The organism is Burkholderia cepacia ATCC 25416 (assembly GCF_001411495.1).
In the GTDB taxonomy this organism is placed as follows: domain Bacteria; phylum Pseudomonadota; class Gammaproteobacteria; order Burkholderiales; family Burkholderiaceae; genus Burkholderia; species Burkholderia cepacia.
Map to the genome: position 1 here is coordinate 2808353 of NZ_CP012981.1, position 13870 is coordinate 2822222.

Annotated in this window: 13 protein-coding genes and 1 riboswitch; of the genes, 7 read left to right on the plus strand and 6 right to left on the minus strand. The window is 68.3% G+C overall.

Annotated elements, in window-relative coordinates; genetic code table 11:
* Nucleotides 1-4: 4 nt before the first annotated feature.
* Genes cobJ through cobG form a run of 4 tightly spaced genes read right to left on the minus strand, consistent with a single transcriptional unit; the run spans nucleotide 5 to nucleotide 4431 of the window.
* Nucleotides 5-1720 carry a precorrin-3B C(17)-methyltransferase gene (gene cobJ / locus APZ15_RS12950; RefSeq protein ID WP_027787412.1) on the minus strand — a complete coding sequence of 572 codons (1716 nt, stop codon included), beginning with the start codon at nucleotides 1718-1720 and terminating at the stop codon, nucleotides 5-7.
* Complete coding sequence (locus tag APZ15_RS12955) at nucleotides 1717-2451, minus strand: precorrin-2 C(20)-methyltransferase (RefSeq protein WP_027787411.1); 735 nt, start codon at nucleotides 2449-2451, stop codon at nucleotides 1717-1719. The genes cobJ and APZ15_RS12955 overlap by 4 nt, the downstream gene beginning before the upstream one ends.
* On the minus strand, nucleotides 2448-3074 hold the full coding sequence (locus APZ15_RS12960; RefSeq protein ID WP_027787410.1) for a precorrin-8X methylmutase: 627 nt from the start codon (nucleotides 3072-3074) through the stop codon (nucleotides 2448-2450). The genes APZ15_RS12955 and APZ15_RS12960 overlap by 4 nt, the downstream gene beginning before the upstream one ends.
* On the minus strand, nucleotides 3067-4431 hold the full coding sequence (gene cobG, locus APZ15_RS12965) for a precorrin-3B synthase (RefSeq protein WP_027787409.1): 1365 nt from the start codon (nucleotides 4429-4431) through the stop codon (nucleotides 3067-3069). Before cobG ends, APZ15_RS12960 begins: the two co-directional genes overlap by 8 nt.
* A 106-nt stretch (nucleotides 4432-4537) precedes the next feature.
* Nucleotides 4538-4728: riboswitch (cobalamin riboswitch) on the minus strand.
* Nucleotides 4729-4870: 142 nt separating this feature from the next.
* Between cobG and APZ15_RS12970 the strand changes: the two genes are divergently transcribed.
* The 5 genes from APZ15_RS12970 (at nucleotide 4871) to cobM (ending at nucleotide 9152) form a co-directional block, all read left to right on the plus strand.
* A complete protein-coding gene (locus APZ15_RS12970) occupies nucleotides 4871-5167 on the plus strand; it encodes a hypothetical protein (protein ID WP_027787408.1) in 297 nt (98 codons plus the stop codon).
* A gap of 134 nt (nucleotides 5168-5301) precedes the next feature.
* Nucleotides 5302-6564 (plus strand): bifunctional cobalt-precorrin-7 (C(5))-methyltransferase/cobalt-precorrin-6B (C(15))-methyltransferase, encoded by a 1263-nt coding sequence (locus tag APZ15_RS12975; protein ID WP_027787407.1) that lies wholly within the window; start codon nucleotides 5302-5304, stop codon nucleotides 6562-6564.
* Complete coding sequence (locus APZ15_RS12980; RefSeq protein WP_027787406.1) at nucleotides 6564-7652, plus strand: cobalt-precorrin-5B (C(1))-methyltransferase; 1089 nt, start codon at nucleotides 6564-6566, stop codon at nucleotides 7650-7652. The genes APZ15_RS12975 and APZ15_RS12980 overlap by 1 nt, the downstream gene beginning before the upstream one ends.
* On the plus strand, nucleotides 7649-8380 hold the full coding sequence (locus APZ15_RS12985) for a cobalt-precorrin-6A reductase (RefSeq protein WP_027787405.1): 732 nt from the start codon (nucleotides 7649-7651) through the stop codon (nucleotides 8378-8380). The genes APZ15_RS12980 and APZ15_RS12985 overlap by 4 nt, the downstream gene beginning before the upstream one ends.
* A gap of 43 nt (nucleotides 8381-8423) precedes the next feature.
* Nucleotides 8424-9152, plus strand: coding sequence for a precorrin-4 C(11)-methyltransferase (cobM, locus tag APZ15_RS12990; RefSeq protein WP_027787404.1), 729 nt, complete (start codon nucleotides 8424-8426; stop codon nucleotides 9150-9152).
* Here the strand turns inward: cobM and APZ15_RS40890 are convergent, their stop codons facing one another.
* Together APZ15_RS40890 and APZ15_RS13000 are read right to left on the minus strand one after the other, a co-directional pair.
* Nucleotides 9153-9299, minus strand: coding sequence for a hypothetical protein (locus APZ15_RS40890; RefSeq protein WP_155253124.1), 147 nt, complete (start codon nucleotides 9297-9299; stop codon nucleotides 9153-9155). It lies immediately after the preceding gene.
* Between the two features lie 171 nt (nucleotides 9300-9470).
* The gene (locus tag APZ15_RS13000) at nucleotides 9471-10649 is read right to left on the minus strand and encodes an MFS transporter (RefSeq protein ID WP_057056461.1); all 1179 of its coding nucleotides are present in this window, start codon (nucleotides 10647-10649) and stop codon (nucleotides 9471-9473) included.
* Between the two features lie 138 nt (nucleotides 10650-10787).
* Here APZ15_RS13000 and APZ15_RS13005 point away from each other — a divergent pair, with 138 nt between their 5' ends.
* Both APZ15_RS13005 and APZ15_RS39215 read left to right on the plus strand, forming a co-directional pair.
* On the plus strand, nucleotides 10788-11303 hold the full coding sequence (locus APZ15_RS13005; RefSeq protein WP_027787402.1) for a MarR family winged helix-turn-helix transcriptional regulator: 516 nt from the start codon (nucleotides 10788-10790) through the stop codon (nucleotides 11301-11303).
* 234 nt (nucleotides 11304-11537) lie between these two features.
* Complete coding sequence (locus APZ15_RS39215; RefSeq protein WP_080982142.1) at nucleotides 11538-13841, plus strand: NACHT domain-containing protein; 2304 nt, start codon at nucleotides 11538-11540, stop codon at nucleotides 13839-13841.
* The last annotated feature ends 29 nt before the right edge of the window (nucleotides 13842-13870 follow it).

Genomic DNA, 13870 nt, shown 5'->3' on the forward strand with positions numbered 1-13870 from the left:
GGGTTCAGCGATACCAGCGCGGCGTATAGACCCACTCGCGACCCTCGCCGATCGCGAAGCGGCGCGTCGTCGACGAGCCGACGATCACCATCGTGCGCATGTCGACCTGGTCGCTGCGCAATGCACCGAGCGTCGTCGTCGCGAGCGTCGCGCCCGGCCGGCCGATGTCGCGGCCCAGCACGACCACCGTATCGGCCGTGCGATGCGCGCGCACGACATCGAGCGCGCGATCGAGCTGCCACGGCCGCGCGCGCGAGATCGGGTTGTAGAACGCCATCACCAGATCGGCTTGCGCCGCATGCCGCAGGCGCGTCTCGATCACGTCCCACGGCTTCAGGTTGTCCGACAGCGAGATCGCACAGAAATCGTGGCCGAGCGGCGCGCCGGCCTGGGCGGCCGTCGCGAGCGACGCCGAGATGCCGGGCTCCACGCGCAGGTCGACTGCGGCCCAGTGCGGGTCGCGCGCTTCGTCGAGCGCCTCGAGCACGGCCGCGGCCATCGCGAACACGCCCGGGTCGCCGGACGACACGACCGCGACGCGCCGGCCCTCGGCCGCGAGTTCGAACGCATGGCGCGCGCGCTGCATCTCCTCGCGATTGTCGGTGCCGTGCACGCGCTGGTCGTCGCGGAACGGGCCGGCCATGTTCACGTAGGTGGTGTAGCCGAGGATGTCGGTCGCGTCCGCGAGCGCGGCGCGCGCGGCCGGCGTGAGCCACGCGGCGCCGCCCGGGCCGAGCCCGAGCACCGTCAGGCGGCCGCGCGCACGGCCGAGCGTGGCGGGATCGACCGGATGCGCCGCGACCGCGCATGCGATGCCGTTCGTCGTGGCCCGCAGCGTGTGAGCGACACGCAACGCGCGGCCGAGCAGCGCGGCCGCGTCGGCCGGTACATTGCCGTCGCCGTCTGCATCGACGAAACGAAGCGGTACGTCGAGCGTGTGCGCCGCATCCTCCAGCGCGGCATCGCCGATCGCCGCTGCGGGCGCCACGATGGCCGCGAGCGCCAGCCGGGCGAGCCCCTGCGCGTCGAGCGATGCCGCGATGCGCGCCGCGAGCGCGCCGTCCGCGTGGACAGCGTGCGCATCGACGCCCACCACCACGCTGCGCGGATGAATCACGAGCTCGTCACGCGTGCCGCGCCAGGCTTCGGGCGTCACGCGGATCGCATGCGCCGCGGCGGCGTCGCGCGGCAGCGCGACATCGTCGAGCCACGGCGCCGTGCCGTCGATGCGCGTCGACGCACCCGCGAGCAGGTCGGACACGAAGCGCTTGCCCTGGGCAAGATCGGCGAGTGCATAGCCTTCCGGCGGATTGAGCACGCACGCGCCGAAGCGCAGTTCGCCGCTCGTCGTGATCGCCGGCGCGACGCCGACGCAGGCGGCGATTTCGCGCGCCATCACGTTGACGCCCGTCAGGCCGCCGAGCAGCGGCACGACCGCCGAACCGTCTTCCGCCACCGCGAGCACGGGCGGTTCGACGCCCTTGTCGGCAAGCGCCGGAGCGATGCAGCGGATCACGATGCCGGCCGCGCACAGCGCGACGATTGGCAGGCCGCGTGCATAGAGTTCGCGCAAGTGCGCGCCGAGATCGTCGAACGGCACGTCGGCGGCGACGCGCGATGCGAGGCCGTGCACGCGCGCACCCGGATAACGCGCCTGGATGCGCCGCGCGGTATCGAGCGCGCCCGCGCCGAGGATCACGATCGCGGGCGGGGTCGTCATCCTTGCCATTTTTCCCCCGGCACGACGAGCAGCGAGAAATACGGCGACGCCATCGGATCGACTTCATCGAGCGGCACGATGCGCTGGCTTGCCATCGTCGCGCGCTCGACATACAGCGCGCGCTTCGCGAGCCCCAGCTCGTCGAGCACGCGCCGCACCTTGTCGAAATTGCGGCCGAGCTTCATCACGACGGCCGCATCGGCCTGCGCGAGCCGCGTGCGCAACTCGTGCTCGGGCAGCACGCCCGACAGCACCGACAGGCTCTGGTTGCGATAGACGAGCGGCTGGCCGAGCACGGCGGTGCCGCCGAGCATCGCGCATACGCCGGGGATCACCTCGGTGTCGTAGCGCGGTGCGAGGCGGTCGTGCAGGTACATGTACGAGCCGTAGAAAAACGGGTCGCCTTCGCAGATCACCGCGACGTCGCGCCCCGCATCGAGGTGCGCACCGACGACCCCGGCGGCCGTGTCGTAGAAATCGGCGATCACCGTCTCGTAGCAGAGCGGCGGCGGCAGTGCCTCGGTCGTCACCGGATAGACGAGCGGCAGTTGCGTCTGCCCGTCCCGCAGGTGCGCCTCGACGATGCCGTATGCATTGCCTTTCTTGCCCTTCGCGACGAAATACGCGACCACGGGCGCGGCCTGCAGCACGCGCAGCGCCTTGATCGTCATCAGTTCGGGATCGCCGGGGCCGACGCCGACCCCGAACAGGCGTCCGCGCGCGGTCGTCATTCGACCTCCGTCGCGAGTGCGTTGACCGCCGCAGCGGCCATCGCGCTGCCGCCGCGGCGGCCGAGCAGCGTGACGTACGGGACGCCGCGGCTGTCGGCATCGAGCAGCGCCTTCGATTCGGCCGCACCGATGAAGCCGACCGGGAAACCGAGGATCAATGCGGGGCGCGGCGCGCCGGCGTCGATCATGTCGAGCAGGTGAAACAGCGCGGTCGGCGCATTGCCGATCACGACGACGCTGCCGGCGAGCTGCGGACGCCACAGTTCGAGCGCGGCGGCCGAACGCGTGTTGCCGAGATCCCGCGCGAGATCGGGCACTTCCGGCTCGCCGAGCGTGCAGATCACGCGGTTGCCGGCCGGCAGCCGCGCGCGCGTGATGCCTTCGGCGACCATGCGCGCGTCGCACAGGATCGGCGCGCCGGCCGCGAGCGCCGTGCGGCCCGCCGTGCCGGCACCGGCCGAGAAGCGCAGGTCGTAGACGACGTCGACCATCCCGCACGCATGGATCACGCGCACCGCGAGTTTCTCGAGGTCGGGCGGAACCTGCGACAGGTCGGCCTCGGCGCGGATCGTCGCGAACGACTGGCGGTAGATTTCCTGCCCGTCGCGAATGTAGTCAAGCATCGGTGGTGTCCTGGCTGTGCCGCGCGCCCGTCAGTCGGGCCGCGGCCTGGTCAATCGTCAGATGGCGCGCGAGCGGGGCGCCGAGGCCCGCGGCCGCATCGCGCCGGTAAAGGTCGTAGTGCGCGGGCGCAACCGCGACGAGCGTGTGCGTCGCGGGATGCGGCAGCGCGCAATGGCGCTCGCAGCCGGTCAGGTGCACGTCGACCGCATGGCCGATGCGCGCGGCGAGCGCGAGCGCGTCGTGTTTCGTGTCGGCGCGCGCTTTCGCGCAGCCCGCGCTGCCGGTGCACGCGACGAGCGGCGCCAGCGGGTCGGACGACGCGCAGACGAGGCCGAGCGATGCCAGCGCATCGAGCGTGGCCGGCGCGCGTTCACGCGGGACGCGATGCATGAACACGCCTTGCCAGGGCGTCATCGACAGCGTGCCGTCGCCGTCGGTTTCGGCCAGCGCGGCGAGCCGTTCCAGTTGCGTGGCGTCGAGCCGGCCGAGCGGGAATTGCGCGCCGACGTGGCAGCGCGCGGTATCGCGCGACGGATGTACGCCGAAACGCAGCGCCGGATCGGTGCGCGCGCGGCGCCAGCCGGCGAGCGCCGGATCGGCCGCAAGCGCGAACGGCACATAGTGCTGCGCGCGCTCGAGCAGCGCGCGTTCGCCGCAGGTCGCGAGCAGGGCACGCATCCGCGTGACGTCCGCCGGCGCGAGATCGAGGAACGCGAGCAGCAGCGCGCGGACCAGCGCGACACCTTGATCGGGCGCGACATCGACCGAGGCCGGTCGGTCGTCGTGCGCGACCGGCGGGCAGCCGGCCAGCCCGGCCGCGATGCGCATCGCACCGTCGCCGCGACGCCATGCGGCGAGCCAGATGTCGTGCGGATGATCGAGCGCCGCAACCGATTCGCCGCCGTCGAGCTGGATCGAGAATTTCGGCGACAGCTCGCCACGGCGCGGCTCGCGCGCCAGCATGTCGAGGAGCGGCGCGGCGAGCGCGCGGCCGTCGACGAGGGCGGCGGGGTCGTCACCGGCGAGCGGGCTGAGCATCACGTTGCGGACGTCGTCGCTCGCGGCGAGCGCGGCGGTATCGGCGACGGCATCCGCGGTGGCGTCGACGGACGGGCCGAGGCCCGCGTCGAGCAACGCGCGTATCAGCGCGTCGGCCGCGCCGTCGCGAATGCCGCGCAGCTGGAGATTCGCGCGATTGGTCGCGTCGATCGCACCGGAGCCGCAGGCACGCGCAGCGGCGGCGATCGCGCGCGCCTGATGCGCATCGAGCCGGCCGCCCGGCAGCTTGATCCGGCACAGCCCGCCGTCGGCGGCCGCGACCACGCGCACGAGCCCCGGGCAAGCCGACGGGCGCACGACGGGCGACGCAGGAATCGAATCGGGGGCGGAACTCACGGGGTACCGGGGCAGTGTCGCGCCGCGGCCAACGCGTCGGTACACCCCGCCCGACGCCGACTGGCACGCACGCACTTTCTGGCCGGCAGGTCTCCTGGCTGACAGGTCGGCGCCGGCTCCCGGCCTTCCCGGCGAAACCAGTGGCATGAGGGGGAGATCGGCTCGCTGTCTACAGTTGCGGGGGCAGCCACAGCGGCGCGTGGGGCGCCCTGTGTTCCCTCTTCGGCCCCGAAGGGCACCGGCGAACGAACGGCCGTAGGATACCCGATTTTCGCGACGATCCGGCATCGGCGGTACGTCGCGCAACCGCGTCGCAGCATGGCCGCAGACGGTTTTGCGCTGTCTCGCAAATGGTAGGATTGGCGCCTCGACATCAGATCGGCGACCGCCGGCATCCGCCATGAAACTCGGCAGGACGGAACTGTTCGGCATGGGCATCGCACTGGGCCTGCTGGCCATCCCCGCATGGGTCCTGCTCGCGTGCGTGCTGATCCCGCTTGCACCGTCGGCCGAGTGGCCGAAGAATGTCGGGCTCGCCGGCCTCGGCGTGCCGATCGTCGCGGGCGGCACGCTCCTGTACAGGAAAAGCGGGACGCGGCCGCTCATGTGGCTGCTGCTCGGCTGGCTGCTGATCGCGTCGATCGGCGGCATGGTTCTGGCCTTGCTGACGTTTGTCGTCGGCGTGCCGCTCGGGTGACGTCGCCGCTGCATCGCACCGAAGGGCGTGCGTGGCGCGAAAGCGGATCGGGATCAGCAACGAATCAACGCGCGGCGCTCCGGCAGCCGCGCATCGCAACAAACGGGATGGAATCGAACGATGGGGAAGGGTGCATGACGGCGTGGCTGACGGTAGTGGGCATCGGCGACGACGGTTACGCGGGGCTCGGCCGCAGCGCGCGCCGCGCGCTGCTCGACGCGACGCTCGTCGTCGGCGCGAAGCGGCATCTCGACATGCTGCCCGCGCGGCTGCCGGCCGCGCGCGAAGCGTGGCCGTCGCCGTTCGACCTTGCGGGCGTGCTTGCACGGCGCATGTCGCCCGTCTGCGTGCTCGCCAGCGGCGACCCGATGCTGTTCGGCGTCGGCGCCACGCTCGCGCGCTCGCTGTCCCCTGACGAATGGCGCGTGCTGCCCGCGCCGTCGTCGCTGTCGCTGGCGGCCGCACGCCTCGGCTGGGCACTGCAGGATGTCGGCGCGGTTTCGCTCGTCGGCCGTCCGCTTGCGGCGCTCGCGCGCCACCTGCTGCCGGGCCGCCGCCTGTTCGTGCTGAGCGCCGACGGCCGGACGCCGGCCGCCGTCGCGGCCGAACTCGTCGCACGCGGCTTCGGGCCGACGCGCATCAGCGTGTTCGAGCATCTGGGCGGCCCGCTCGAGCGGCGTCTCGACGGGCTCGCGCAGGACTGGCGCGTCGCCGAAACGGCCGCGCTCAATCTGGTCGCGCTCGACTGCCGGGCCGGCCCCGACGCGCCGCGCCGCGCGCTCACACCCGGCCTGCCCGACGATGCGTACCGCCACGACGGCCAGCTCACCAAGCGCGACCTGCGCGCGATGACGCTCGGCCGCCTCGCGCCCGTGCCCGGCGAGCTGCTGTGGGACGTCGGCGCCGGTAGCGGCTCGATCGGCATCGAATGGATGCGCGCGCATCCGTCATGCCAGGCGATCGCGATCGAAGCGCATGCGGAGCGGCAGCGCTTCATCGAGCACAACCGCGACGCGCTCGGCGTGCCGGGCCTGCAACTCGTCGCGGGCCGCGCACCCGATGCGCTCGCGGGGCTCGCCGCGCCCGACGCGATTTTCATCGGCGGCGGGGCGACCGCGGCCGGCGTGCTCGACGCGTGCTGGGTATCGCTGAAGCCCGGCGGCCGGCTGGTCGCGAACGCGGTCACGCTGCAGGGCGAACTGGCGCTCGCCGCATGGCGCGAGACGCATGGCGGCACGCTCACGCGCGTGTCGCTCGCGCATGCCGAGCCGCTCGGCCGCTTCGACACCTGGCGTCAGCCGCTGCCGGTCACGCTGTACGACGTGCGCAAGCCGGACACGGTCGACATGGCCGACACGGCGGCTTCGCCGGCCACGACGCATACAACGGACGCGTGATGCGCGACGAAACCCCCGAACAGCCCGCGCCGCTACGCTTCGGCTACACGACCGGCAGTTGCGCGACCGCGACGTCGCTCGCCGCCGCGCGGCTGCTGCTCGCGGGGCGTGCGGACGACGCGGTCGAGATCGTGCTGCCGAAGGGGCAGCGCGTGATGATGCGGCTCGATTTCTGCCGGACGACGGCCGACGGCGCGGAAGCCGGCACGATCAAGGATGCCGGCGACGATCCGGACGTCACGCACGGCGCGCTGATCTTCGCGCGTGTCGCGCTCGCGGCGGCGCCCGGCGTGCGTTTTCATGCGGGGCCGGGTGTCGGCACGGTCACGCGCGCGGGGCTGACGCTGCCGGTCGGTGAACCGGCGATCAACCCGGTGCCGCGCCGGATGATGACGACGCACCTGGAAGCGCTGGCGGCCGAGCATGGGTATGCGGGCGGCTTCGACGTGACGATCGGCGTCGAGGGCGGCGAGGCGCTCGCGCTGAAGACGATGAACCCGCGCCTCGGCATCGTCGGCGGGTTGTCGATCCTCGGCACGACCGGCATCGTGCGGCCGTTCTCGTGCTCGGCCTATATCGCGTCGATCCACCAGGGCATCGACGTCGCGCGGGCGAACGGCATCACGCATATCGCCGCGTGCACGGGCAACGCAAGCGAGGATGCGATGCGCGCGCACTACCACCTCCCCGACATGGCGCTGATCGAGATGGGCGATTTCGCGGGCGCGGTGCTCAAGCACCTGCGGCGCGCGCCGGTCGCGCGGCTGTCGATGTGCGGCGGCTTCGGCAAGCTCAGCAAACTCGCGGCCGGCCATCTCGACCTGCACAGCCGCCATTCGAGCATCGACCTGCCGTTGCTCGCGCAGTGGGCGGCCGAGGCCGGTGCGAGCGACGCGCTGCAGGCCGCGATGCGCGCCGCGAACACGAGCCAGGAAGCGCTGAAGCTCGCGCACGCCGACGGTGTGCCGCTCGGCGATCTCGTCTGCGCGCATGCGCTGCGCGTCGCGCGCGACATCGTGCCGCCGTCGGTTGCGGTCGAGATGTTCGCGATCGACCGGCAGGGCCGCTTCGTCGGGACAGCGCGATGAGCGCCCGCATCCTGCTGCTCGGCGGCACCGGCGACGCACTGAAGATCGCGCGCGCGCTCGGCCCGCATCATGTCTATAGTCTCGCCGGCCTCGGCAAGACGCCCGACGACCTGCGCTGCGACGTGCGCGTCGGCGGTTTCGGCGGCGCTGCCGGGCTGGCCGCGTATCTGCGCGACGCCGGTATCGGCCTCGTGATCGACGCGACGCATCCGTATGCCGCGCAAATCAGCGCGAATGCCGCCGCCGCGGCGCGTGAAGCGGGCGTGCCGCTATGGGCGCTGCGCCGCGCGCCGTGGTCGCCGCAACCCGGCGACGACTGGCGCATGGTCGACGACTGGGCCGGCATCGAAGCCGCGCTCGCGCCGTTCCGGCGGCCGCTGTTCACGCTCGGCCGCGAACCGCTCGCACATCTCGACGCGATCCCGCCGCACCAGTTCTGGCTCGTGCGCTGCCTCGACCCGCATCCCGGCAACGCGCGTGCACAGGTCGTCGCCGCGCGCGGGCCGTTCACGCTGGACGGCGAGCGCGCGCTGTTCGCGCTGGCGGGCATCGACGTCGTCGTCAGCAAGAACAGCGGTGGCGCGGCCACCGAAGCCAAGCTCGACGTCGCGCGCGAACGCAGGCTGCCGGTCGTGATGCTGCGCCGGCCGCCGCTGCCCGACGCCGACCGCGCGTTCGACTCGGCCGCGGCGCTCATCGACGCGCTCGATCCGGCCGCGCGCGCATGACGCCGCGCGGCCGGTCATCCCATGAATTGACGGAGATTTTTCGATGACGGTGTATTTCATCGGCGCGGGCCCCGGCGACCCGGAGCTGATCACGGTGAAGGGCCAGCGCCTCGTGCGCACGTGCCCGGTGATCCTGTATGCGGGTTCGCTGGTGCCGGCCGCCGTGCTCGACGGCCATCGCGCGGAGCAGGTCGTCAACACGGCCGAGCTCGACCTCGATGCCATCGTCGCGCTGCTCGCCGCTGCGCACGCGAAAGGGCAGGACGTCGCGCGCGTGCATTCGGGCGACCCGTCGCTGTATGGCGCGATCGGCGAACAGATCCGCCGTCTCAAGACACTCGGGATACCGTACGAAATCGTGCCCGGCGTGACGGCCACGGCCGCATGCGCGGCGACGCTCGGCGTCGAGCTGACGCTGCCCGGCGTCGCACAGACGGTGATCCTCACGCGCTTCGCGGGCAAGACGACGATGCCGGAAGGCGAAGCGCTCGGCTCGCTCGCGGCGCACCGCGCGACGCTCGCGATCCATCTCGGCGTGCGCCATCTCGCCCGCATCGTCGACGAAGCGCTGCCGCATTACGGCGCCGATTGCCCGGTCGCGGTGATCTATCGCGCGAGCTGGCCGGATGAAGAACGCGTGACCGGCACGCTCGCCGACATCGTCGCCAAGGTGCGGGGCACGCAGATCGAGCGCACCGCGCTGATCCTGATCGGGCGCGTGCTCGACGCCGAAGGGTTTGCGGATTCGACGTTGTACGCGAGTGCGGGTTGATTACTCACGGGCGCGGCGTTCACGCAGAAGCGTGCAGAGCGCCGCGTCGATCGTGATCGCACCGCCGGTGAAGTAGATCGGCGCGGCCGATTCGCCGAGGATCAGGATCGACGCGGCGATGCCGACGACGGGGGGCGGGTTGAGCACGACCACGCTCCAGTACGATGCGTTGCCGCGCGCGCCGCGAACGTTGCTTCCGGGCCAGGGGCGACGATTTGCGTTCGGTGTCGCGCGTGCAGTCGCGCCGCAGTCGATCACAAGGACACTGCTGAGCGGCGGCCGCAGCCGAACGGCAACGGCCGTGTTCCCCGTCCCGCGCTAGGCACGCGCAACACGCCGCGCGAGCCGCGGTGCAAACCCCGCGGCCAGCCCGAACAGCGCGGCACACAGGCAAGCCATCGCGACCCATGCGGGCGTCAGGTCCGCGAGATGCTGGCGCACGATGCCGGCCGCGAATGGAAACAGCCCGGCGATCAGGTAGCCGATGCCCTGCACGAATCCCGTCAGCGACGCGGCATCGGCCGGCGTCGCCGCATGGTCGACCGTGACGATCAGCGACAGCGGAAACAGCGCGCCGATCCCCGCGCCCATCAGCAGCGCGGCGGGCAACGCGAGCGCTTCGGGCGCGGCCAGCATCACCAGCAAACCGACGAACAGCGACGCGATCGCCGCATGCAGCGCGGGGCGGCGATCGGGCAGGCGGTCGATCGTCGCGGAGATCGTCAGGCCCGCGACGACCTCCGCGAGTGTCACGCCGCCGAGCAGGCTGCCGGCCGCCGTCGGCGACCAGCCGAGCCGCATGTAGTAGGGCGGCAGCCACGCGAGCACGAGCGTGTACGCGCCGGTCGCGATGCCGAAGAACAGCGCGAGCCGCCACGCGCGCGGCGAGCGCGACGGCCGCGCATGCGTTGCCGACGCCGGCCCGGCGGCGAGCGTGTTGCCGCCGCGGCTGGCCAGCGGCCACGCCAGCGCGGCCACCGCGGCCGGCAGCGCCCAGCCCGCGAGCGCGGCGAGCCAGCCCCAGCGGGCCGCGGCGAACGGCGCGACGACGCTCGCGAGCACGGCGCCGCCCATGATCGACGTCGAATAGACGCCCATCGCGCCGCCGATCCGCGTCGCGAAATGGGCCTTCACGAAGCCGGGCAGCAGCGCCTGCACCATCGCGATCCCGACACCCGCGCAGCAGGCGCTCGCGAGCAGCAGCCACGCGTGCTGCGCGCCGATGCGCGACACGCAGGCCAGCCCGATCAGCGCGACGCCGAGCCACACGCCGCCCGCGATGCCGGTCACGCGCTGCAGGCGCCGCGCACTCAGCGCGCCGAGCCCCATCAGCAGGATCGGGATCGTCGTCAGCAGGCTGGCCGCGCCGTCGCCGATGCCGGTCGCGCGCTGGATCATGTCGAGCAGCGGGCCGACCGCGGCGAGCGCCGGCCGCAGGTTCAGCCCGACGAGCACGATGGCGGCAAGCCGCCATCCGGGGGAAGTGAAGCGATTCATCGCAAGGCCCTCGAAATCGGTGCGCGGCCCCGGAAGGGAGCCGTGCGATTTTCATGTAAAGTATCTCGACATCAAGATAAACGCCGATTTATCTCGACGTCAAGATAACTGGTAGGCCGAGGAGGGTTAATGGATCAGGTGGATCGAGCCGCGCATGCGCTCGCGCAATGGCGTAACGAGCGTCCGGATCTCGACGCGTCGTCGATGGTGGTGATGGGGCGGCTGCAGGAAGCGGCGCTCGTGATCGCGCGCGACCGTCTCAATCCGCTGTTCGCGCGCTACGGGATGCAGCCGGGCGAATTCGACGTGCTCGCGACGCTGCGGCGCGGCGGTGCGCCGTTCGCGCTGACGCCGACGGCACTGTACGACGCGCTGATGATGTCGTCGGGCGGGATGACCGCGCGCATCGACCGGCTGCAGAAGGCCGGCTGGGTCGAGCGCCGGCCGAACCCGGCCGACGGGCGCGGCACGCTCGTCGCGCTGACGGATACCGGCCGCGCGCTGATCGACGAAGCGGTCGTCGCGCACATCGACAACCAGCGCGCGTTGCTGGCCGTGCTGTCGGATGATGAGCAGGCGCAGTTGTCGCGACTGTTGGAGAAGCTGCTGGCGGGGCTGGGGGGCGGGGCGCCGGGAGAGCCGGAAGGCAAGTAGCGCCGCGGAATGCGTCACGCAAATGCGCGCTGCGGGCAAAAGCACGGTTCTGCGTGAATTTTCGTGGATGTCGCTTGGCGACCCGTTTCGGACGCTCGATCCGGCCTCGTGAACGTCTGCAGTGCAGCCCCAATTCTGACTGCCACCGCGGCGACTCCCTGGTGTGATGCCGCACTATAATCACGGGGGGCCTGAAAGACAGGCTTCGACCATAATTTTGATAACTCTAAGAATATGTCAACTACACAATCAGACCGAGATTTTGAAGATGAGGTCCGCCGAATTGCAAGAGCGAAATGGTCGGCGGCTCAGTATTCAGGGGCACAGATGTTAGAAGGCCGTGAAAGGGATGGCGTTTTTGAAACAGAAGAGTCCATCAACTTTATCGAAGCTACGGTATCGGCAGGGACCGGGAAAGCAAAAGAAGATACGCGGAAGCTTTTCAAAGCTATTTCTGAACACAATCGCACTGGAGCACTGAAAATTGCGATTGGTTGGTTCGTGACAAAAAGCGAACCGACAGCAGAACAGCGGAAAGAAGTCCAAGAATTGGGCAAGGGACAAGTCCGCGCGGTGTCGTTCACTCAGTTTCAGCAAAGCCTCATCGATGTACGTGCCTATTTGTCAGCGCGGGGCAATCATTCATTTGGAAGCGTTCAAGATTTCGCAACGAAGTCTAAAATACCCGCGGCCCCCTTTGTGGAAATCGGTCTCAGCCATGCCGCGACCGACAGCTACTGCATGGTTGACAACATTGTGACGAGAGTCCTTGTGGGCGAGCATTTCGCAATCGTCGGGCAGTACGGTGCAGGAAAGAGCATGACGTTGCGCGAGATCTACATGCGACTTCAAGACATGTATATCAAAGGAAGGACAGCAAAGTTTCCTGTCTACATCAACTTGCGCGAGCATTCTGGGCAAAGCGATCCTATTGAGCTACTCGAAAGACATGCTCGAAGCATTGGGTTCGATTCTCCCAGTTCGCTAATCCGAGCGTGGAGGGCTGGATTCGTCATTTTACTAGCCGATGGATTTGACGAGGTTACGTCACTGGGTGTACAGGGCTCGTGGAAAAAGCTTAAGGATCTTCGCACACGCTCTTTGGAAGGCATTCGGAAACTTGTGCGTGATAGTAATGGCAGTGGCGTAGTTGTCAGCGGCCGAAGCCATTATTTCGAGAATGAGTCAGAACTGTGTCGAGCTTTGGGTTTGGGCAACGCACAGGTATTAAGCGTTGATGAGTTTAACGATGACCAAGTGAAGAAATTTCTCTCTTCGTTTCCAAACCTATCAAGTGATCATGCCTTCCCGGCTTGGCTCCCTACTCGTCCGTTGCTGCTAGGTTACCTTGCATCGCGGGGGTTGCTTACAGATTTTTCAAATCCAGCAAGCGTTCCCGACGCCGTCGACGGTTGGGACTACCTCCTTGACCGGATTTACGTTCGAGAGGAAGCAATCGAAACCAATCTCGATGGCCCCACGTTGCGGCGCATCCTGCAACGTGCGGCAACTTCGGCTCGGACCTCCGAAGATGGATTGGGCCCCATCGCAAGAAGCGATCTCTTCTCCGCCTTTAGCGAGGTTTGCGGTTATGAGCCAGACGAACAAGGCGTACTTGCGATTCAGCGGCTACCAGGTTTGGGAATTTACAGGGCTGAAGATGAAAGTCGCTGCTTCGTGGACAAAGAACTAGCTTCGGTTTGCAACGGCCGTGAACTTTTGATGTTTCTTGAATCCCCATACGAGGTAGCCAAGGACCGCTCGTGGGTGGATGTTATGAATACCTGTGACCGTGCAATATCTCATGTTGGTGCCGAACTGGCGGTGCGAAGATTGAAAGCGAAAGGAAACCTTCGAAGCAACATCCAACAGGCTACTGCGTTTCTGAACAGCAGAACCGATTTAGCATGTGCGCGCGGAGATGTGGCAATGGTACTGCTTAAGGGCAGCATCGAAATGGACATTTCGCTTAATGCGTCTGAAATTAGCTTCGCAGGCGATGTCATCGAATTTCACCAAGCACAGTCGGATCTTAGTAAGCTTTCGTTTTCCCATTGTATCTTCGATCATGTTCTACTCGAGCCGGAAACTCCTTCCAATAAACTTCCCTACTTTGACAACTGCCTATTCGAACAGATGAGTGGCCGAATCTCTTCTAAGGATTTGCCGAGCGATAGATTTTCTGCCACGTGCGAGTTCGTTGCATTTGATTCTAGCGGAACGAACGGAGCAATCCGGTCTGCACAAATGAGCATCGGCGAGAAAGTCTTGCTGATAACGCTGCGGAAGCTTTTTATTCAAAGTTTATCGGGGCGCGCAGAGGGGGCACTATTCAGGGGGCTCGATGTTGACGAGCGGCGTTGTGTTTCCGATGTCCTTGAATTGCTAAAGCGCCACCAACTAGCGACCGAATATTCTCGGGGCGATGGTGTAATTTGGTTACCGTCGCGAAAAGCGCTCAATAGAGTTAAGAGAATGTTGGCCGCGCCAACCGAGTGTGGAGAGGAAATCATTCGCGACGCACGACTTCTCGCATAGCGTCGTAGGTGACGGCGGAGGAGTCCGTC